Here is a 20,128-nt window from a genome sequence, read left to right as displayed (position 1 = left end):
AGAGCAAACCAAAAGGTAGCAACATATATTGTTGCTACCTTTTATTTATTCTTAAAAAAATTTGCCAAAAACCAAATAATTGGCCCTATGAATCTCACCTTCTTAACAGTATCCATTTTATCTAGAATAGGCTTAGTTATCTCTGCATTGCTTTCAAGCAACACATATTTTTTATCAACATAAACGCCTTTGGAATACTCTGTCGTATGAACCCGTTTTTCAATAGTAAGTATATGAGTACCCTTATCATCTTCATACTCTTCATAACGAGAGAAAGCACCAATATCTATATCTATATCCCCTCTTGTACCTATTGCCATCTGATAACTTCGATGAACTACGTTCATATCAGATGGTATTACTTTGCCACATAACTTTGTAAACTGATATACATCACGCTTTTCATTCCAACTGATCCAAAACTCAGCATTATTCTTGTGTTTAACAAGCTTATACTTATACCAAATTCTCCTATGAGTATCAATGTAACGAATTTTGCCTAGGATCGTATATAACTCATTTCGGATACGCAATGTATCGCCATAGTTAAATTTCATAAAACACTCTCATTTCCAAAACAATATATATTATTAATTACTATGATTGTACACATAATATAAATTTCTGCCTAGATGGATATAGCAAAAAGGACCTACAGTAAACTGTAGGTCCTTATATTTTGGTGCGGTTGGAGGGACTTGAACCCTCACGAGCGTACGCTCACCACCCCCTCAAGATGGCGTGTCTGCCATTCCACCACAACCGCATGGAATACAAATGGTGCCTCAGGACAGAATCGAACTGTCGACACACGGATTTTCAGTCCGTTGCTCTACCAACTGAGCTACCGAGGCACGTTTTTTTGTAAAAAAAAAATGGCGACCCCGATCAGATTTGAACTGACGATCTTCGCCGTGACAGGGCGACATGTTAACCGCTACACCACGGGGCCGCGTATCAACTCTCGTTGACTACTCGTATATATTAACATGAGCCACTAATATAATGCAAGTACTTTTTTCTAATTTTTTGATGAATTTCTCCAAAATATATAGAAATAAGAATTATCTAGCAAAAATCATTTGGATTTACCATTTATATTTCAAATGCTCATTTATACGCAATATTTCATAAGCCTATAAAATAAAATTGGTATCCACCTATTTTAAATAATAGATAGATACCAATTCATTAAGATTTATTAAGAACTATAAACCACCATAATTAATACGATATTAATTATAAATGATCCCAAGGACCGTCACGCAAGTCTTGTTCCCAGTAATACTCAACCTTCATATCACTGCGTTTAACCTTATCAAACATCTTAGAACGTGCCGAAGTCATCACATTTTCACTATGTTTACCACCAAAGTACGCATATCTAGACTTACCTAAAGTATACATAATAGATACATAAGGTTCTACAGAGCTAATATTACTTTTACCAATTCCTAAGTCTACAGAGATATGAGGCGTCACATTCATTTTAGCGCCTACCTTTAGCCCATGTATGGATTGCCACTTATGTTGGTCAATATAGAACATCTCTGCTGGATGTTCTCCTGGTGCTTTTGTTTTCCAATGATATCCTTCCACATAACTAGATAGCCAACGGGCATTCTTATAATCTCGTGTATACCGTATATCAAAGCCATCCAATACATGTTCATAAGAATATCGAGGTGTTCTTCGAATACCATCAGGTGGTGAACTTAAGCTATCATGAAAATCTATTGCCCGTGGTACTTGACGCAAAGGTGTGTTAATGTCATAAGGCCCCACCTTTTTTTCTGATAGTCCATGGTATACATTGACACTAATCGTATTTAGACCAGCTACATATTCTAATCCGGCACTAACACGAGAAAATTTATCCTTAAAAGCATAGTCATAGAATACATTGGCACCGACGTAGGCATGCTCATGTGTACTAAGGCGACGATAGCCAATACCAGCAGTACCGACAACACCAAGAGTATCATGTTCTACTACTTCACCTTTATCAATATAACTTCCTTGACCGACAATTCTTCCAAAATCTGCGTCCGACCCATTCCAATATGTAGTAGTGGAAACTTTTTCGCCACCATTACCATCTAAGCGACCTTGTACAAACACCACGGATTTTCCATCTTTACCATATTGTTTTATGGGTTGTAATGTTTCTATAAAATACTTTGAGTTCATTTTCTGCTTAGAGTTATGATTCCGGTAATGAAATCGTGAATCATAGCTTAGATTATTATCGGTCATTTGTTTATTAGGCATTGCATAATCATGATAAGAATCTTCCTGAGTCCCTTTGAAACCAATACCTATATCCGTACGATCCATCCAGCTTGATTGAACTGTTTCCCCATTATCCTTATCTGCAGCAAAAGCATATGTAGCAAAGCTACAAGTCAATGCCGTGCATACTAAAGATTTGATAATAACCCTTTTACTAACCATAATCTACCCCTCTTTTATATGAAAATTTCATGAAAGATACTTTTATTATATATCCTTTAACCAGCTAAAGCAATAATATATCTTATCCACTTTACAGCATATATATTCTTTATAGTTTATTAGTGCATATATTTGAAAGTTTTATTATTTTAAGTATCACTAATTAATAATTATAGTGAAGGACCTTTGACTATGATAAAATAAATATATATTATATAAATAATAAGAATGTAATATAAAATACTTTGGAGCAATACAATGAAATCAAAATCACTTATAACCATCTTAATTATTGCTATTGTTGGTGCCTTAGCAGCAGCGTGGTATTTCATGTGGTACATTCCCCATACACCAGCTTATACGTTAAAAATTATCCATCAAGCCGTACAAGATAAAGATGCCGATGAAGCCTTACGCCATATAGATACGAAATCTATTGTAAAAAATATCTTAGAGCGAGAAGGCAATAAATATATAGATACGTCCAACCCATTTGGTAAAGCTACTATTGCAGCAGCTAAGACATTTGGTCCCTCTTTAATCGAAGATGTGATGAGAAAATACATCGAAGATCCAGATAGCTTTAAATCACAGCCATCCACAACAGACACTACTAATACAGCTCAAAGTGATGACAATATGTCCATGGTCGATCGCCTTGTGGATGGCCGTCTCTTCAAAGAGCATGATGTGGAGGTTAAAAATATCAAATCTGAAGACGATGGAGATACAGCTACCGTAACAGTAACAATACAAAACAATAAAAAGAACATGACAAAAGATATACGCGTTTTGATGCGCCATTTAGGCGATGGTACATGGGTTATTTATGATATTCCAGATATGGAAGACTTATATACAGTGACTCGTAAGTAAAAAGTAATTAATAAGACATACAAAACCATAAAAGGACAGTAGATACTGAAGTATTTACTGTCCTTTTATCATTGTATATTACTTATTATCTATTACCGATTAAAGTCCACAATAGACAACGTCACTGTCACTTGGGAGATGAGTCGCTCTGCATCATCTAACATATCAAAACGCCAAACGTGAGATGTTTTACCTTTTACAAGTAAAGTACCATGAGCCGTTAAGGCCCCTTCACATCGTACAGGGCGCAAGTGATTAGCTGTTACAGATTGTCCAACACCAAATTTATCTGCCCCAATAAGTTCATTACTCATCATACCTGCAACGATTTCTGCAAAGGCCAAGGTAGCTCCACCATTTAGGTAACCTTGCGGTTGCTTGTGAAAGTCGCCTAGATTCATTTTCGCAATACATGTAGTATCACTCGTCATATAAGGCTTTTCAATTTGTAAAGATTCTATCAAATTCATAGTGTTCGTTTCTCCACACAATACGCTTCTAATCTATCATCAAAGACGGTTACACCTAAGCCATCTCCATCAGGGATGTGCATAACCCCATCTTTAAATGTTAAGTCTGGATAGATAAGATCTCGTTCAAAATATCTATTAGAATCAGATAGATCTCCTGCCATATAGGAATCACCTAGAGCCGCTAGTTGGGCGTGCATCATTTTAGAAATGCCCGACTCTACCATGCTGCCAACCCAATACGGAATATGACATTCTCTACAAAGATTAATAGCTGCTTTAGTAGGTACGAGACCACCCATACGGCCTACTTTTATGTTAAGTACATCAATTAGACCATATTCAATAGCATAGGATAAATCATCATAACCCAATATAGATTCATCTAAACAGATAGGCGTTTCAATATGCCAATCATCGTTATTGAGGCGTCCCCACTTCCACTCCTTATAGGATTGAAGCGTTGTTATAGCAAAAGGCTCTTCTATGCAAGCTAACTTCAAATCGTTAAATTGACGGACCTTATCAATATCATCATAAGAATAGCTTTGATTTGCATCGGCTGCCAAGACTAAATCGGGGTAATGCTTACGCACTAAGGCTGTTCGTTCGTATCCATCTGTAGGATTCACCTTTAACTTGATGCGCTTACAACCATTTGCCACATGAGCTTCTACGGCATCTAGCAATTGTTCCATCGGTACATCACCGATAACAACGCCGCTTTCAATTGTATCTTGTAAGGGCTGTCCCATAATATAGGAAACGGAGTTTACACCTAATCGCTCACAATGAAGGTTAATCAATGCATTTTCTAAGGCCGCAATAGTCATAGGCATATGATCTCGATTTAGCCAGAACTGCAACTGCCGTACATAGGTCATGAGCGGTTTAGGCCGCATCATGCGCAAATTAAAGATATAATCATCTACTAGTTTTTGCCAACATATATCCACCGTCTCTGCTGTATAAAAAGGCTCTGTAAAAGCCACGCATTCCCCATAACCGACATAACCTTGTTGATCCTCGATGCGAATGACGATCGTTTCTCGTTCTTTTACTTCACCTTTGGCAGTTTTAAAGTTAAACTTTAACGGCAATTTAAGGCGATATGTGGTTATACTTTTAAAGTTTAAAATATCATTCATAAGCGCCTCAATCTTCTAAACGCAGTTCATTGCGAACGATTTTACCTGTTCCATTTCTAGGCAAAGCAGGCAATATCTTTACGTATTTCGGAACTTTATATTTTGCTAAGGATTTGGTCATAAAGGATAGAATTGCATCTGTAGTCATGCTTTCACCATCATGAAAAGCCACAAAGAGCGCTGGTACTTGTCCCCATTTAGGATCAGGTACAGGCACAACCGCACATTCCTTGACTGATGGCAACGTATAGACTAAATCCTCTAACTCTTTAGGATAAATGTTTTCTCCACCAGATATGATCAGGTCTTTACGGCGATTCAGAATATATACAAATCCATCTTCATCAACATAACCGATATCATCGGTATTTAAATCCCCATTAATAGGTTCCTGATTGATATATCCAGTCATAACCATAGGTCCAGTTAAGTGAATCTCACCTACTCCATCTGCATCGGGATTATCAATACGAACCTGCATCCCTGGCAATGGTTTCCCTACGGAATCACGTTTATGAGGATAATCTAATACGGAGAAGGTCACGCTTTGACTAAAGGTCTCCGTCATTCCATAGGTCTTGTAAATTGGCAGCGATTTCTTTTCACAAGCATCGATGAGAGCCATAGGAATAAACTCGCCACCTAGCAAAATAACACGTAATGTATGATGTGTAATCTTCGGTTCTAATTGAGTCAAAATTGTGGGTACCAGAGACATCATATTGATTTTCTCAGATTCAATGAGTTCTAAAACCTTTATCTCATCATATTTAGGCAATATAGTGATAGTCGTTCCATTGTAAAGAGACCGCATCAAAATAGATAAACCACTTACATGGAACAGCGGTAATACCATAAGCCAATTATCTTGTTTGGTTTTACCTAACACCTCTTGAGACGCTTGTACATGAGCTCTAATTTGCCCCCATCGAAGGGGTACTGATTTAAACTGACCTGTTGTAGCGCTAGTGTTCATAATAGCTGCAATGTCTGTATCATTAAATGTCCAATCAAAGATATCTTCTGAAACTCGGTCAGATAGAATAGTTTCTAGAGGTTCAAACTCAATAACACACATTGAATCAGGCAGTTGATTCCGTCGCTCTTTGCTATGTAAAACGGTGGTAACACCTAATTGTTTCAATTGGTTTTCTATTTCCTTAGGCTTAAGATGTACATTAAGTAATAGTACCTCTTTATGCACGAGCATAGTTGCCAATACATAGATTGCCATCGTCACGGAGTTATCAGATAAGATAGCTATACGAGTGGCTTCTAAAGGCTCTAATTTACGAGCTACATAGACTACGCCACGGTATATATCGTTATAGGTATATTCATTTATACATATGCGATTAGGATAGTGCTCTGCACCATACCGTAACCATTCCATCGTCTCACCTCATATCTAAGCCTGATTTCTAATTACCATTAAATAACAATCGAAATATCAATATCAAAGAGATATTACAAGAAAGGCGCCTCATATAGAGGCGCCCTTATTATTTTAAAATTAGTTAGTCCTCAACCTAGAACTAGTAACTCTCCCTATTAAGGGAATTTAGGGAATTGTTTGAAGTTCGGTTTACGTTTTTCTTTAAACGCATCACGGCCTTCTTTTGCTTCATCGATTGTGTAGTACATCAATGTAGCATCGCCTGCGAATTGTTGTAAGCCTGCAAGACCGTCTGTATCAGCGTTGAATGCACCTTTCAACATACGCAATGCCATTGGGGACAATTCAAGAATTTCGTTACACCATTGAACTGTTTCTTCTTCCAATTTATCGAATGGTACAACAGTATTAACCATGCCCATTTCATAGGCTTGAGCAGCAGTGTATTGACGGCACAAGAACCATACTTCGCGAGCGCGTTTATGACCGATCATGCGAGCCAAGTAACCTGCACCATAACCAGCGTCAAAGGAACCTACACGAGGGCCTGTTTGACCAAATTTAGCATTCTCAGAAGCGATGGTAAGGTCACATACGATGTGCAACACATGACCGCCACCAATAGCATAACCGTTAACCATAGCGATTACAGGTTTAGGGATAACGCGAATCAAACGTTGCAAATCAAGAACGTTTAAACGAGGAACATTATCTTCGCCTACATAACCACCATGACCGCGTACGCTTTGGTCACCACCGGAGCAGAATGCTTCTTTATCTTCACCTTGACCGTGGTTTGCACCAGTCAATACAATTACGCCTACTTCATTATCTTCACGAGCTACTGTGAAAGCATCGATTAACTCCATAACAGTTTTAGGACGGAACGCGTTACGTACCTGTGGGCGATTAATAGTAATCTTTGCAATGCCATTATATGTTTCGTAAATTACATCTTCATAATTACGATTCAATACTTTCCAATCAAATTTGCTCATGGACTTAACCTTTCTTGTGTAAAAAATCTAATACCGCTTGTTCAAACATCTGCGGTTTTTCTATATGCACATTATGCCCCGCCCCTTCGACGATGACATGCGTAAAGTTTGGCAACTTGCCAAATACATCTCTTCCTATTGTAGTATATTTTGTATCTAATGCGCCACTCACATATAAGCCTTCAACAGAGAATTTTTCTAATTTATCTCCTATATAAGGCATGACACCCTGGCCTGAGCCACGCAAGGTACATGCTAAGGCGTACGTACTATTATTGGAACGACGTAGATAGATTAATTCCTCTACGGCCTCTGAAAGTTGTTTTTGACTTTCAAAAATAGGTGCCTCCGCCCAACGTGTCGCAAACCACGCACCATCATGATTTTCAATGTGAACCGCTAGCTCTTCATCGGCCTTACGACGCTTCGCTCGCTCATCATCAGAAGCGATACCTACAGATCCACTTTCAAGAATAAGCCCTTTGATTTCACTTTCATATTGCAAGGCATAAGAAAGTGCAATGCGGGCCCCCATGGAGTACCCCATGAGGTAATATCTAACTCCCACCATATGATAAATAACGGTATGCAAATCCTCTATCATTTGAGGGATCGTATAGGCCTTATCTTCATCAGGAATATCGGAATCACCATGACCAATCAAGTCGATACGGACCACGCGATAGCCGGGAAGATTAATAGCATCCCAAGTGTAGCTCGATTCAGAGAAGCCATGGAAGCACACAATAGGTTCTCCATCGCCAACTACAGTTAAACCGTAGCGGTATTCTCCTAAATCAAAGTACATGCGTTGAGCTGGATTACACAAAGCATTATCTACAATACTGCAAAAATACTGACTCATAGTAATGCCTCCATATCAACTGAAACCTTTGTATATTTCTTATGCAATTCTCTACTATATTCCCGATTTGTAGGTATTTCAATGATATGTACACCTGATTCTGAGCTAACCTTAGCTAGTACAGCACTCAATTCGTCGGGACTTGCGATTTTAGTATAACCACAGCCATAGAGTTTAGCAGCTCCACTATAATCTAAGCCTTGCGATGTAGAGAACAAGTAATCAAAATGCTTCGTTCCCTTTTGCGGTAAGTATTCAAAAATACCGCCGCCATCATTATTATGCAAAATAATCGTCAAATTGAGATTATGCGTTTTGGCTACTGCCAATCCATTTAAATCATGGAACAAAGATAAATCCCCAGTTACTAAATATGTAGGTCTGCCATTTGCTGCCAGCCCTAGAGCTGTAGAAATAGTGCCATCAATGCCATTGACGCCTCGATTACCGTATAGAGTTGCTTTAGACTCCCCACTAAACCAGAAGTAATCAAAGTCCCGAATGGTCATACTATTGGCAACGAAAATTTGTCCATCTTCAGGGATTTGTTTTTGTAGCTCCCGTATGGTTCGACCTTCAAAGCAATGAGGCTCATCAATAGCTAAGCTTAGTTGCTTCTTACCCACTTGATCTAAACATCGCCATATGTTTAGGTACGTATCAGAGCTATTGTTTTTACCATGTAAATGGGTAAATACATCAATACTAGCTTGCATATGAATCGTAGTTTTACCTGTAGGATTCATGGAGTCCATTGTAGGGTTAACCTCGACGTACTCCACATCAGTCCAACTAGCAATCATCTGTTGCACTCGTTTTGACACAACGATTTGACCAAACTGAATCACACAATCTGGTTTTAACTCATTCCAAAGAGCTTGCCCTGCTAATAATGCATCATACGTAGAAATTACAACTTTAGATGTACCGCATCCCCGTACATTCGATAAGGGATCCGCCAAAATAGGGGCTTGTAAAGCCTCCCCAAAGAACCGAATCGTATTAGCTTCATCTATATCGATCTGTGGACCTGCTAGGATAAGGATACGCTCATATCTTTCAAGTAAATCATTAATCTCCTTTGTACCATCATTTCCATGAGTAATATCAATTGCATTATTAACATGAGTCAAATTGTTTCTATTATCACAGCCAAATACACTACTATAGTTTGGCTTAACCACTTTAAAGGAACTGCGACCAGCTTCAAAATGATTACGACTCAATTCTGGCACCAATGGCTCAAAGAGAGGCACATTGATATGGACAGGTCCCTTTTTAGTATCCATCGCTTTCATATACGATTTACGAGCCACTTGACGAGGATATGTATAGTAATGAGATTCTTGAGGCACAGCTAATTCTTCAAAATAATTGACCGCAGTACCAAAGATTTTGTGCTGATCTACAGTCTGAGGAGCCCCTACATGCAATAGTGTATGAGGTCTATCGGCAGACAGTACAATGAGTGGAACCCCACTATATTGAGCTTCTAAAATAGCTGGTAAATAATGGGCCACAGCCGAACCTGAAGTACAAACGAGTACAGTCGGTTCTTTACGAGCCTTTGCAATGCCAAGAGCCATAAAACTAGCAGAGCGCTCATCTATATTCATATAGGTTTCAAATCCTTCATGCTCCTTGAACAGCATGGCCATCGTCGTAGAACGAGAACCAGGGCTAAACACGGCATGACGGACGCCGAGTTGGTAGAATTCGTCTACCAAGGCAGCAATATATTCATTCATTATATTCCCTTTCAAACACCCCTAGAGGTACGGAAACAATTATAAAGCATCCAAGATGGTGCGCATTTTATTATTAGTTTCAGCATATTCTTCATCCGCATCAGACTCGGCTACAACGCCACAACCTGCATAGGCATATAATACATTATCCATGATAAGAGCAGATCGAATAGCAACAACTACGATGCCGTCCCCCATATCTTTCATAAAACCAAAAGGTGCTGCGTACATACCACGCTCATGGGCTTCATACTTTTGTAATAAGGCTAGTGCCTTTTCTCGAGGTTCACCACCAAGGGCTGGTGTAGGGTGTAACAATTTAGCCCATTCCACAAGAGATTTTGTACTATCCTTTGCAGTAATTATGGTACGCAAATGATAGAGGTGAGATAACTCCATAATACCGGTTTCCCCTACAGTAACATCTGGAGTAATCGCTTTCATCGTATTCACGATACGGTCGCGAACGATATTATGTTCTACAAGATTTTTCTTATTAGTTAGTAATTGTTCCTTAGTCCACGCATTAGGACCATCCTTTGGAGCAGTGCCCGCTAAGGCATAGCTTAATATTTCACTGCCACGATGGCGGACTAAAATTTCTGGCGATGCCCCTACAAAGGTACGCCCATCCTTTTCGTAGCCAAAGATAAAGCAATTTGGATTATTATCCACCAAATTAGCCAAGATACTTGCCACATTATATGGTGTATCACTAGTGAATTCTACCTCACGAGAGGAAACGACCTTAGTCATTTCACCGCTGCTAATACCTTTGGCAATAGCATTCATTAAACGGTTCCAATCCGCCTTATCATCACTAGTCTCCTTGTAATTATGGCGAATAAGGGGCACTTCAAAATCCTCGATAGGAACACTTTCACCAGCATGGAGATAGAAGGATTCTCTGTTTTCTACGATGTAGTAATGGGTGAAAGCAATCATTTCATGCCCCATACCAGACCATTTAGGGTCTTTTACAGTATCAAAAAAAGTATCCCCATAAAATACATACGCATAATTATGGCGATCGTCATCATCTTTAACCGTCGCTAGACGTTTAGCGCCTACAACGATGCGGTCACTTTGGCGATCCACCCAAAACACGCGTTCTTCATTGGGGAAATTCATCCAAAATGATACCGGACTATTCAGTTTTAACGGTTCTTTGTTATATTTCATAGTTGTATGTCGCTATACGAAAAATAGACTATAGTAAAAACACCTAATATGTAGAAGATGTACTTCTACATATTAGGCGCCATCAATAGGTTTCAAAATTTTTGAGATGAGCCTAACGCCATCACACGTCGATGGGCCCTCTTTATATCTACATTATTATAACATAGGTAACCATTAAAAGGTAGAAAATAAAAACCTCTACATCACATGTAATATGCATGAGTGTAGAGGTTTTGCTCTGTTCAAAACGTTTTTTTGCTGTATTTAAAACGCTGTTACTGTATTTAAAACGCTGTTACTGTATTCAAAATACTTTTTCTTTATTTGAAAGCTTTCGCCCCAATATCTGTACGGTATTGCATACCCTCAAAATTGATGTGTTCTATACGGCCATAAGCTCTATCGAGCGCCGTTCTAAGGTCTTTACCAAGACCTACTACGCCAAGAACTCGGCCGCCATTTGTGACATATTCGTCTCCCATAAGTTTTGTACCAGAGTGGAATACGATGGTTGTATCATGTTGTTTAATATCACCATGAATCACATCACCCTTGGAGGATGTTTCAGGATATCCTTTAGAAGCAAGAATGACACAAGCTGCCGAGGAATCTTTCCATTTCACCATATCAGCTGTTAATGTGCCTGTGGCACAAGCCATCATAATTTGACCTAAATCACTATCAAGTAATGGCAATACAACTTGTGTTTCTGGATCGCCAAAGCGTGCATTAAATTCTACAACCTTAGGACCTTGAGGCGTAATCATAAGGCCTGCATAGAGACAACCTACATAAGGCATGCCCTCTTTTTGCATGGCCTCTACCATAGGTTCTAAGATTGTTTTCATCGCTTCATCTCGTAATGCATCAGTAAGAACTGGTGCAGGTGCATAGGTCCCCATACCGCCGGTATTAGGGCCTTTATCGCCATCAAAGATGCGTTTATGATCCTGGGAAGCAATCATGGGAACTACTGTTTTACCATCTACAAAGGCAAGTAAACTCGCCTCTTCACCTTCCATGAACTCTTCGATAACTACGGTACTACCGGCCTCTCCAAAACGGTTTCCACTGAGCATATCTTCTACAGCTGCATTTGCTTCGTCAATAGTCATAGCCACTACAACGCCCTTGCCAGCCGCTAAACCATCAGCTTTCACTACGATAGGAGCACCTGTTTGAGCGATAAATTCTTTTGCTTCATCCACCTTGTGGAATACACCATAGGCAGCAGTCGGTATGTTATATTTTTTCATAAGGTCTTTGGCAAATACCTTTGAGCCCTCTAGTTGAGCAGCTGCTTTAGATGGGCCAAATACAGGAATTCCAGCTGTATTGAGTGCATCTGCTAGTCCTGCTACAAGAGGAGCCTCTGGACCAACAACGACTAAATCAACGTGATTATCTTTCAAAAAACGAATTAAATGATCGCTTTGCTGCCAATCAATGCCGACTAGCTCTGCACAATCTGACATGGCCGCACTGCCAGGAATGGCATATACCTTTGTTACGCTAGGGCTGATGGACAATCGCCATGCTAATGCATGTTCGCGGCCGCCGTTACCGATTACACATACGTTCATAAGTCCTCCATCGACGCCTAAACGCCATCAATACATCATTTATGTAAGCACCTATATCCTCTATAATCATCATTACACATTAATGATTACGAGCTAGTGCTCGACTGTAACCCTCAATTATGCTAGACAAATTAATGTTTAAAGTGACGAATACTTGTAAATACCATGGCAATTCCTGCTTCGTCAGCTGCTTTAATGGATTCTTCATCGCGAATGGATCCACCTGGTTGGATAATGGCTGCAATACCATGCTTTGCCGCCGTTTCTACAGTATCCCCAAATGGGAAGAACGCATCAGATGCTAATACGGCGCCTTTTGCGGCTTCACCAGCTTGTTCAAGCGCAATTTTTGCAGACCCAACGCGGTTCATTTGACCAGCCCCAACACCGAGGGTACGTTTTTCATTGGAGATCAAAATGGCATTGGATTTTACGTGTTTCACGAGCTTCCAAGCAAATTCGAGGGCTTTCCATTGTTCCTCTGTTGGCTGCACCTTTGTAACCACTTTATAGTTAGCCCGGTCTTCTTGAATTTCATCTTCTGTTTGAACTAATAGACCACCAGAAACCTTTTTCACTGTTACTTGGCCAGATTCAGGCTTAGATAACTGGATGAGGCGAATATTTTTCTTTCCTTCAAGGATTTCTAATGCTTCTTTTGTGAAAGCAGGTGCCATAATGACTTCTAAGAAAATTTTGCTCATTTCTTCTGCAGTAGCTGCATCGACTTCACGGTTTAAAGCTACAATACCACCAAAGGCAGATACGGAGTCTGCTTCGTAAGCATTTACATACGCATCATGCAAGGTAGCCGCTGTAGCCGCACCGCAAGGGTTTGTATGCTTAATAATACAAGCTGCAGGATCTGTAAACTCCCACACCATGTTCCAAGCCGCTTCCATATCTACGATATTGTTATAGGAGAGCTCTTTACCATGGAGTTGTTTTAACGCGCCCATACCATGAGCTGTACCAATTTCTTTGTAGAATGCCGCTTTTTGATGCGGATTTTCGCCATAGCGAAGGTCTGTTACCTTTTCATAAGCACTTAAATATTCAGGTGGTGTAGGGCCTTCATTTAAGACACCACTCATATAGTTAGCAATAGCTACGTCATAAGCGGCAGTATGAGCAAAGGCTTCTTTCGCCAAACCAAAGCGATATTCTTTAGTCAACTCGCCATGTTCTTTTAACATTGCTAAGATTTCATCATAATGATTTGGGTTTACAACGATGCCTACATACGCATGGTTTTTAGCAGCAGAGCGCACCATGGTAGGACCACCGATATCGATATTTTCAATAGCTTCCTCTAAGGATACATTTGGTTTTGCAATGGTTTCACGGAATGGATAGAGATTAACAACTACAAGGTCGATTGGTTCAATACCATGATCTGCCATAGCTTTTTGATGTTCCGTATTGTCGCGGATAGCCAAAATACCGCCATGAACCTTTGGATGCAAGGTCTTAACGCGGCCATCCATCATTTCAGGAAAGCTTGTCAAAGATTCAACTGCTTTTGCTGCAATGCCCGCATCAGTAATCGCCTTAAGCGTACCACCTGTTGAATAAATGGTTACACCTAGTTCAACTAAACCTTTTGCAAAGTCTACAATACCTGTTTTATCTGAAACACTAAGAAGTGCATTTTTAATCATGTAACCTCTCCCTTTGCTTTTTTATCAATCTTCAATATAAACGACTCTACCTTTTATGGTAAGTTTGTCTTCACAAAATAGCCGTAACGCCTCTTTATACGTTTTATGTTCGATAGGCAACAATCTATCACTCAAGGTATCCTCTGTATCATCGGGTAATACAGGAACCGTATTCTGCATAATGATTGGGCCCGTATCCATTCCCGCATCAACAAAGTGTACCGTACACCCCGTAATTTTTACACCTCCGTCGATGGCTTGTTGATGACCATGAAGCCCCGGAAAGGATGGTAATAATGCAGGATGGATATTTAAGATTTTATGCTCATACCGCTCAATGAGCTTAGACCCTACTATGCGCATATAGCCAGCTAACACAATACCATCTATCTTATAAGGTTCTAAGGCATCCAATTGAGCTTGTTCAAAGCTAGCTTTAGAATCATAGTTGCTACGGTCGATAACAATAAGCGGAATATTCCAAGATTTGGAACGTTCCACAATTCCTGCATTGCCGTGATCTGTAATGATTACAACAAATTCACCATTAATATAGCCTTCTTGCATGGCCTTATACAGAGCTTCCCCATTAGAACCACGACCACTGGCAAAGAGGGCTAACCGCTTTTTAGAATTATGCATCGAACTCAGCCCCTTTAAGGACAACAGGACCATCACCACTTACGATGCGGCCAATTTCGTATACTACTTCACCACGGCTAGCAAGGTTCTCTTTAACCGTTTCCACATCCTTTTGATCAACGATGAGTATCATACCAATGCCCATATTGAACGTGCGATACATTTCAGGCCAGGCAACATTGCCCCATTCTTGTAGTTTTGTAAATACAGGAAGTCGTGGCCATGTAGTGACATCTACCTCTGCAGTAACGCCTTTTGGCAATACGCGTGGAATATTTTCATAGAAGCCACCGCCGGTAATATGAACCATGCCTTTTACAAGCTGTTGTTCAATCAATGGCAATACGGCTTTAGGATATAAACGAGTAGGCGTCAATAATTCTTCGCCTAAAGTTTTACCAAACTCTGGAATTTTTGTATCGATAGATAACTGTTTATGGTCGAATACAATTTTACGAACCAAGGAGAAGCCATTAGAATGTACACCAGACGATGGTAGACCTAAAATTACGTCGCCAGCTTTGATACTTTCACCAGTAATCAATTTAGGGCGATCAACAATCCCCACTGCAAAGCCCGCTACATCGTAGTCATCATTATCATAAAAACCTGCCATTTCAGCAGTTTCACCGCCTAACAAAGCGCATCCAGATTCTTCACAAGCCTCAGCTACACCACGCACGATGTCTGCTACTTTCACAGGATCCAACTTGCCTACTGCAATATAGTCTAGAAAAAATAGAGGCGTTGCCCCTTGCACAAGAATATCGTTAACACTCATGGCTACGCAGTCTTGACCAATCGTATCATGTTTATCCATCATGATAGCGAGACGCAATTTAGTGCCTACCCCATCTGTACCAGATACGAGCATAGGGTCCGACATAGTATGACCAGCTAAAGAGTAGAGTCCCCCAAAACCACCTAAATCACCTACAACACCAGGTGTATAGGTGCGTTTTACGGATTCTTTCATCAATTCTACTGCGCGATTACCTGCATCAATATCAACACCTGCATCACGATAGGTTAAACTAGTTTTATTCGAGCACATATTTGACCCCTTCCTCTTGTTCCGCAGGAACCGCTACGCTATAATCCCCGTTAAAGCAGGCAAAGCACAAATCATCGGGTGCTACATTGGCTATAGCACGGCATAAACCTTCACGAGACAAGTAATGTAATTTATCAGCATGAATATAATCTTTAATTTCATCTACTGTATGAGTAGACGCTATAAGCTCTTTACGCACCGATGTATCAATACCGTAGTGGCAGGAATACTCAATTGTTGGAGAGCTAACGCACATGTAAACCTCTTTAGCGCCTGCTTCTTTCAGCATCTTAACAATGATGCCACTTGTAGTACCACGTACGATAGAATCGTCAATGAGGACGATCCGTTTCCCACTTACCACATGAGGCAATGCATTTAGCTTCATGCGAACTGCCAATTCCCGTTCCTCTTGGTTTGGTTTGATAAAGGTACGACCACTATAACGGTTTTTAACAAGACCTTCTGCAAAAGGGATACCCGATGCACGAGCATATCCTAATGCAGCAGTTGTGCCAGAATCAGGAATAGACATAACAATATCTGCATCATACTTTGTTTCGTTATATAATTCTCGGCCCATATTCAGACGAGATTGGTAAACTGATTGACCATCAATATGGCTATCGCCACGGGCAAAATAAATATATTCAAAGACGCAAAGCTTTTTGTCGATTTTTTCTGGTTCCGCATACATGGTGCTACGCACACCAGAGTCATCGATAATTACCATTTCGCCTGGATCGATGTGACGAATAAACTCGGCTTTTATAGCATCTAAGGCACAGCTTTCACTAGAAAGGACATAGCCATTAGCCGTTTTACCTAAACAAAGAGGTCTAAAGCCTTGGGGATCACGCACACCTACCAAGGAGTCGTTCGTAGTAATAACGAGAGAAAAAGCCCCTTCAATTTGACGGGCTGCATCAGCAATGCGTTCCTCTTGTGTCTCAGCTTTAGAACGGGCAATGAGATTTACAATGACCTCGGAATCCATAGTCGTTTGAAAAATAGACCCATCTGCTTCAAGGCGTTTGCGAATGGCTAAAGCATTCGTTAAATTACCGTTATGGGCCACTGCGATTTGACCACCTTGATAATGAATGACTAAAGGTTGAATATTGCGTGGATTATTGGACCCTGTTGTGGAGTACCGCACATGGCCAGTACCCATATGGCTAGGCAAAGATGGTAATTCCTTGATAGCCTCAGTCAACAAGCCCATACCTTTTTTTAGTTCTACATCATGACCATCGGTAACGGCAATGCCCGCGCTTTCTTGACCACGGTGTTGGAGCGCAAAGAGTCCCCAATATACATAGCGTGCTACATCAACGGTTCTATCATAGACACCGAATACACCACACTCTTCATGCCATTTATCAAAAACAGGATCGTAGTTCATTGTGCCCCCTTAGGCGCGTTCGCCAGTAAGACGGAATAACATTTCTTTGTACGCTTCTTCGATATTACCAAGATCTCGACGGAAACGGTCTTTGTCGAGTTTTTCACCTGTTGTAGCATCCCAGAAACGGCATGTATCAGGAGAAATTTCATCGCCTAATAATACTTCACCATTATGTGTACCAAATTCTAATTTAAAATCTACAAGAGTTACATTTTTAGTAGCCAAGAATTTTTTCAAAATATCGTTTACTTTTAACGTGATAGTAGAGATTACATCAAGTTGTTCTTGCGTAGCCCAGCCAAGTGCTGTGATTTGGGATTCGTTGGCAAATGGGTCACCTAATTCATCATTTTTGTAGCAGAATTCAAGGATTGGATGTTTAAGAGGAGTACCTTCTTCAATACCAAAGCGTTTAGCCATAGAACCAGCTGCAATGTTACGAACGATAACTTCTAAAGGAATGATATTCAATGTAAGTACTGTTTGATTACGATCATCTTCGCGACGAACGAAATGAGTTGGAACGCCTTCTTTTTTCAATAATTCAAAGAAGAAGGAAGAGATTTTATTATTCAATACGCCTTTACCAAGGATGGTATCATGTTTCTCGCCGTTAAATGCAGTAGCATCATCTTTGTAATGAACAATGTACTCGTCTTTGTTATCTGTTTGATATACTTGTTTTGCTTTACCTTCGTACAATAATGTTAATGTTTCCAAGTCGATGTTAGCCATGATGTGTCTCCTTTTACTCTTATCTATTCAAAGATGTATAAATGATGATGTAAACGCTTCAAACGATTATAGTTTAATGGCACCTTGTAATTCAGCATTGTCCGCTAATACTTTTTCAGCCATATCTTTGCGATACTGTACATATCGGTCTTTCAATTCTTTGTTGAAAGCTGCTCCAATTTGTACTGCAAAAAGTGCTGCATTTTTAGCACCATCTACAGCCATAGTTGCTACAGGCATGCCAGATGGCATTTGAACGATAGCAAGCAAGGAATCGATACCTTTTAAAGCTGTTGCGTTAAGAGGAATACCGATAACAGGCAATATAGTGAAGCTAGCCACTACACCTGGTAAGTGGGCCGCTGCACCAGCACCAGCGATAAAAGCGATAGCCCCTTCATCTTCAAGACGTGTAACAAAATCCTTTACAGCCTCCGGCGTACGATGTGCAGAAGCGATAACCATTTCATAAGGGATGTTAAATTCATCAAGTACGGCAGATGCCTTTTTCATTGTGTCTAGGTCAGACTTGCTGCCCATAATAATACCGACCTTCATAGATCCTCCTAATAAAAAAGCCCAGCCGAAACAGACTGGGTCAAATGCGCACAAATAGCCTCCGTAGACTTGCTTTGAGTTTGTTGATTTGCATAGTTCACGGTGCTACCTCCTTCTTGTACACAAATTGTAACACCTAATATTTACAAAATCAACACAATTTTCGAATGTTATATAATTAATTATTTTTATTGTTCGTTATATTCCGAACTATTTGAAAGTATTAATTTTAATTAAATCGACTTTATTCAAATTGGTTGATTACAAATATCCTCTCAATTTGTACAAAAATATCCATGCAATAAACGAGCTATTTCACACTATATATATTTTTTCTGCAAAAATAAAAGAGGGTATTCTATCTATAAAGATAGAATACCCTCTTTCATTTAATCTCCGAACATTATGCCAGTTAATCTATATTTGTTATTAATTAGTGAGTACCACTTTCAAAAGCAGCTTTCAACTCACCTACAGCTTCAGGAACATAATCTACAATAGAAGACATCAATGCGTACATCAATGCAGGTTCGAACGCATCATCACCACACATATATACGCAGTCTAAATACAGACTAGAATCTTGTTCATCAATATATAGTTTATAGTTTTTGTATGTCGCATTGTCACGGTTAACCAAAGCATTCAAGGCATTCATATTTTGTGCAGTTACCTTTTCAGGGCCCAACACCAAACGAATAACACTGTAAATACTGTTATCAAGAATGACAAATAACGGCATATCCCACAATGGAGATTTAATATAGGAACGGTATACAACCGTACCATCTTCATCATCAAAATCCTTACGTTCAAAGGATGTGATTTCTTCGTCTTTTAAAAACTTATCAAATAATAACGCTTTAGGATTCATAACAACCTCTATTAAGCTAAACCAGCTACTTTAAGAATGCCTTTATGTACAGCATCTAAGTGTGGTTGAACAACTTCAAGCAATAAATTAACTACTACTGTAGGATCAAACTGTTCTGTCAAACCAGGAACAGATACATCCATATAGATGTTATTGTCTTCATTGCTTACATAGTATTTAGATACTTTATAATCTTGATTTAATGTGTTAAGTTCTTTTAACACAGCAGGAATCACTTTTTCATCAATAGATGTTGTTGTGATAGCTATACGAGCATAGGAGAATGCAGAATCATCCACAACGATGAATACAGGCAAGCTATGCTCATGAACATCCAAACGGCCGTGATAAACGACTGTATGAAGATCATCTGTCATTTCTTCCTTTGTAAACCAAGAGTTACCACCTTTGTTTAGGTCAGCAACGAGTAAGTCGAATTTTTCTGCTTTTTGATTCATAATTCCCTCTACAAATAA

19 protein-coding genes and 3 tRNA genes are annotated in these 20,128 nt (G+C 39.6%); 1 reads left to right on the top strand and 21 read right to left on the bottom strand.

The features are described from left to right. Positions 1-41: 41 nt before the first annotated feature. From VCHSUH04_RS03000 to VCHSUH04_RS02980, 5 genes are all read right to left on the bottom strand, one after another. Complete coding sequence (locus VCHSUH04_RS03000; protein WP_105085288.1) at positions 42-557, bottom strand: DUF4178 domain-containing protein; 516 nt, start codon at positions 555-557, stop codon at positions 42-44. A gap of 123 nt (positions 558-680) precedes the next feature. Next, a tRNA-Leu gene (locus tag VCHSUH04_RS02995) sits at positions 681-766 on the bottom strand. A gap of 12 nt (positions 767-778) precedes the next feature. Next, positions 779-854, bottom strand: a tRNA-Phe gene (locus VCHSUH04_RS02990). 22 nt (positions 855-876) lie between these two features. After that, positions 877-952: transfer RNA gene (locus VCHSUH04_RS02985), tRNA-Asp, on the bottom strand. A gap of 287 nt (positions 953-1,239) precedes the next feature. Then, the gene (locus VCHSUH04_RS02980; protein ID WP_105085287.1) at positions 1,240-2,454 is read right to left on the bottom strand and encodes an inverse autotransporter beta domain-containing protein; all 1,215 of its coding nucleotides are present in this window, start codon (positions 2,452-2,454) and stop codon (positions 1,240-1,242) included. Between the two features lie 258 nt (positions 2,455-2,712). On the opposite strand from VCHSUH04_RS02980, the gene VCHSUH04_RS02975 reads away from it, so the two are divergent. Continuing rightward, positions 2,713-3,330, top strand: coding sequence for a hypothetical protein (locus VCHSUH04_RS02975; protein WP_105085286.1), 618 nt, complete (start codon positions 2,713-2,715; stop codon positions 3,328-3,330). Positions 3,331-3,422: 92 nt separating this feature from the next. Here the strand turns inward: VCHSUH04_RS02975 and VCHSUH04_RS02970 are convergent, their stop codons facing one another. From VCHSUH04_RS02970 to VCHSUH04_RS02895, 16 genes are all read right to left on the bottom strand, one after another. Beyond that, the gene (locus tag VCHSUH04_RS02970) at positions 3,423-3,800 is read right to left on the bottom strand and encodes a PaaI family thioesterase (protein ID WP_105085285.1); all 378 of its coding nucleotides are present in this window, start codon (positions 3,798-3,800) and stop codon (positions 3,423-3,425) included. Further along, entirely contained in the window at positions 3,797-4,948 is a 1,152-nt protein-coding gene (menC, locus tag VCHSUH04_RS02965) for an o-succinylbenzoate synthase (protein WP_105085284.1), read from the bottom strand. The genes VCHSUH04_RS02970 and menC overlap by 4 nt, the downstream gene beginning before the upstream one ends. Positions 4,949-4,955: 7 nt before the next feature. Continuing rightward, positions 4,956-6,341, bottom strand: a complete 1,386-nt coding sequence (gene menE / locus VCHSUH04_RS02960) for an o-succinylbenzoate--CoA ligase (RefSeq protein WP_105085283.1) — start codon at positions 6,339-6,341, stop codon at positions 4,956-4,958. 158 nt (positions 6,342-6,499) lie between these two features. After that, positions 6,500-7,342 carry a 1,4-dihydroxy-2-naphthoyl-CoA synthase gene (gene menB, locus VCHSUH04_RS02955; RefSeq protein ID WP_105085282.1) on the bottom strand — a complete coding sequence of 281 codons (843 nt, stop codon included), beginning with the start codon at positions 7,340-7,342 and terminating at the stop codon, positions 6,500-6,502. Positions 7,343-7,346: 4 nt separating this feature from the next. Then, entirely contained in the window at positions 7,347-8,207 is an 861-nt protein-coding gene (menH, locus tag VCHSUH04_RS02950) for a 2-succinyl-6-hydroxy-2,4-cyclohexadiene-1-carboxylate synthase (protein WP_105085281.1), read from the bottom strand. Further along, complete coding sequence (menD, locus tag VCHSUH04_RS02945) at positions 8,204-9,955, bottom strand: 2-succinyl-5-enolpyruvyl-6-hydroxy-3-cyclohexene-1-carboxylic-acid synthase (RefSeq protein ID WP_105085280.1); 1,752 nt, start codon at positions 9,953-9,955, stop codon at positions 8,204-8,206. Before menD ends, menH begins: the two co-directional genes overlap by 4 nt. A gap of 39 nt (positions 9,956-9,994) precedes the next feature. Beyond that, complete coding sequence (locus VCHSUH04_RS02940; RefSeq protein WP_105085279.1) at positions 9,995-11,137, bottom strand: isochorismate synthase; 1,143 nt, start codon at positions 11,135-11,137, stop codon at positions 9,995-9,997. Between the two features lie 320 nt (positions 11,138-11,457). Then, on the bottom strand, positions 11,458-12,720 hold the full coding sequence (purD, locus tag VCHSUH04_RS02935) for a phosphoribosylamine--glycine ligase (protein WP_105085278.1): 1,263 nt from the start codon (positions 12,718-12,720) through the stop codon (positions 11,458-11,460). A 131-nt stretch (positions 12,721-12,851) separates the two neighbouring features. After that, positions 12,852-14,381 carry a bifunctional phosphoribosylaminoimidazolecarboxamide formyltransferase/IMP cyclohydrolase gene (gene purH / locus VCHSUH04_RS02930; protein WP_105085277.1) on the bottom strand — a complete coding sequence of 510 codons (1,530 nt, stop codon included), beginning with the start codon at positions 14,379-14,381 and terminating at the stop codon, positions 12,852-12,854. Between the two features lie 24 nt (positions 14,382-14,405). Then, positions 14,406-15,023 (bottom strand): phosphoribosylglycinamide formyltransferase, encoded by a 618-nt coding sequence (gene purN, locus VCHSUH04_RS02925; RefSeq protein ID WP_105085276.1) that lies wholly within the window; start codon positions 15,021-15,023, stop codon positions 14,406-14,408. Next, entirely contained in the window at positions 15,016-16,077 is a 1,062-nt protein-coding gene (purM, locus tag VCHSUH04_RS02920) for a phosphoribosylformylglycinamidine cyclo-ligase (protein WP_105085275.1), read from the bottom strand. Before purM ends, purN begins: the two co-directional genes overlap by 8 nt. After that, positions 16,064-17,482 (bottom strand): amidophosphoribosyltransferase, encoded by a 1,419-nt coding sequence (gene purF, locus VCHSUH04_RS02915; RefSeq protein WP_105085274.1) that lies wholly within the window; start codon positions 17,480-17,482, stop codon positions 16,064-16,066. Before purF ends, purM begins: the two co-directional genes overlap by 14 nt. A gap of 9 nt (positions 17,483-17,491) precedes the next feature. After that, complete coding sequence (gene purC / locus VCHSUH04_RS02910; protein WP_105085273.1) at positions 17,492-18,220, bottom strand: phosphoribosylaminoimidazolesuccinocarboxamide synthase; 729 nt, start codon at positions 18,218-18,220, stop codon at positions 17,492-17,494. Positions 18,221-18,286: 66 nt separating this feature from the next. Continuing rightward, the gene (gene purE, locus VCHSUH04_RS02905) at positions 18,287-18,778 is read right to left on the bottom strand and encodes a 5-(carboxyamino)imidazole ribonucleotide mutase (protein ID WP_105085272.1); all 492 of its coding nucleotides are present in this window, start codon (positions 18,776-18,778) and stop codon (positions 18,287-18,289) included. 433 nt (positions 18,779-19,211) lie between these two features. Next, on the bottom strand, positions 19,212-19,652 hold the full coding sequence (locus tag VCHSUH04_RS02900; protein ID WP_105085271.1) for a hypothetical protein: 441 nt from the start codon (positions 19,650-19,652) through the stop codon (positions 19,212-19,214). 11 nt (positions 19,653-19,663) lie between these two features. After that, positions 19,664-20,110 (bottom strand): hypothetical protein, encoded by a 447-nt coding sequence (locus tag VCHSUH04_RS02895; RefSeq protein WP_105085270.1) that lies wholly within the window; start codon positions 20,108-20,110, stop codon positions 19,664-19,666. Positions 20,111-20,128 lie beyond the last annotated feature (18 nt).

Source organism: Veillonella sp. T14073-2, from assembly GCF_002959875.1.
GTDB classification, from domain to species: Bacteria; Bacillota; Negativicutes; order Veillonellales; family Veillonellaceae; genus Veillonella; species Veillonella infantium.
This window is presented reverse-complemented; position numbering and strand designations above follow the sequence as displayed.

Excerpts from the sequence above, each read along its gene's own strand:
- VCHSUH04_RS02970 (WP_105085285.1), bottom strand. The coding sequence starts at position 3,800 with ATGAATTTGATAGAATCTTTACAAATTGAAAAGCCTTATATGACGAGT.
- menH (WP_105085281.1), bottom strand. The coding sequence starts at position 8,207 with ATGAGTCAGTATTTTTGCAGTATTGTAGATAATGCTTTGTGTAATCCA.
- menE (WP_105085283.1), bottom strand. The coding sequence starts at position 6,341 with ATGGAATGGTTACGGTATGGTGCAGAGCACTATCCTAATCGCATATGT.
- purN (WP_105085276.1), bottom strand. The coding sequence starts at position 15,023 with ATGCATAATTCTAAAAAGCGGTTAGCCCTCTTTGCCAGTGGTCGTGGT.
- VCHSUH04_RS02900 (WP_105085271.1), bottom strand. The coding sequence starts at position 19,652 with ATGAATCCTAAAGCGTTATTATTTGATAAGTTTTTAAAAGACGAAGAA.
- VCHSUH04_RS02975 (WP_105085286.1), top strand. The coding sequence starts at position 2,713 with ATGAAATCAAAATCACTTATAACCATCTTAATTATTGCTATTGTTGGT.
- purM (WP_105085275.1), bottom strand. The coding sequence starts at position 16,077 with ATGTGCTCGAATAAAACTAGTTTAACCTATCGTGATGCAGGTGTTGAT.
- menB (WP_105085282.1), bottom strand. The coding sequence starts at position 7,342 with ATGAGCAAATTTGATTGGAAAGTATTGAATCGTAATTATGAAGATGTA.
- VCHSUH04_RS02895 (WP_105085270.1), bottom strand. The coding sequence starts at position 20,110 with ATGAATCAAAAAGCAGAAAAATTCGACTTACTCGTTGCTGACCTAAAC.
- menC (WP_105085284.1), bottom strand. The coding sequence starts at position 4,948 with ATGAATGATATTTTAAACTTTAAAAGTATAACCACATATCGCCTTAAA.
- purC (WP_105085273.1), bottom strand. The coding sequence starts at position 18,220 with ATGGCTAACATCGACTTGGAAACATTAACATTATTGTACGAAGGTAAA.
- purE (WP_105085272.1), bottom strand. The coding sequence starts at position 18,778 with ATGAAGGTCGGTATTATTATGGGCAGCAAGTCTGACCTAGACACAATG.
- purD (WP_105085278.1), bottom strand. The coding sequence starts at position 12,720 with ATGAACGTATGTGTAATCGGTAACGGCGGCCGCGAACATGCATTAGCA.
- VCHSUH04_RS03000 (WP_105085288.1), bottom strand. The coding sequence starts at position 557 with ATGAAATTTAACTATGGCGATACATTGCGTATCCGAAATGAGTTATAT.
- VCHSUH04_RS02940 (WP_105085279.1), bottom strand. The coding sequence starts at position 11,137 with ATGAAATATAACAAAGAACCGTTAAAACTGAATAGTCCGGTATCATTT.
- purF (WP_105085274.1), bottom strand. The coding sequence starts at position 17,482 with ATGAACTACGATCCTGTTTTTGATAAATGGCATGAAGAGTGTGGTGTA.
- VCHSUH04_RS02980 (WP_105085287.1), bottom strand. The coding sequence starts at position 2,454 with ATGGTTAGTAAAAGGGTTATTATCAAATCTTTAGTATGCACGGCATTG.
- menD (WP_105085280.1), bottom strand. The coding sequence starts at position 9,955 with ATGAATGAATATATTGCTGCCTTGGTAGACGAATTCTACCAACTCGGC.
- purH (WP_105085277.1), bottom strand. The coding sequence starts at position 14,381 with ATGATTAAAAATGCACTTCTTAGTGTTTCAGATAAAACAGGTATTGTA.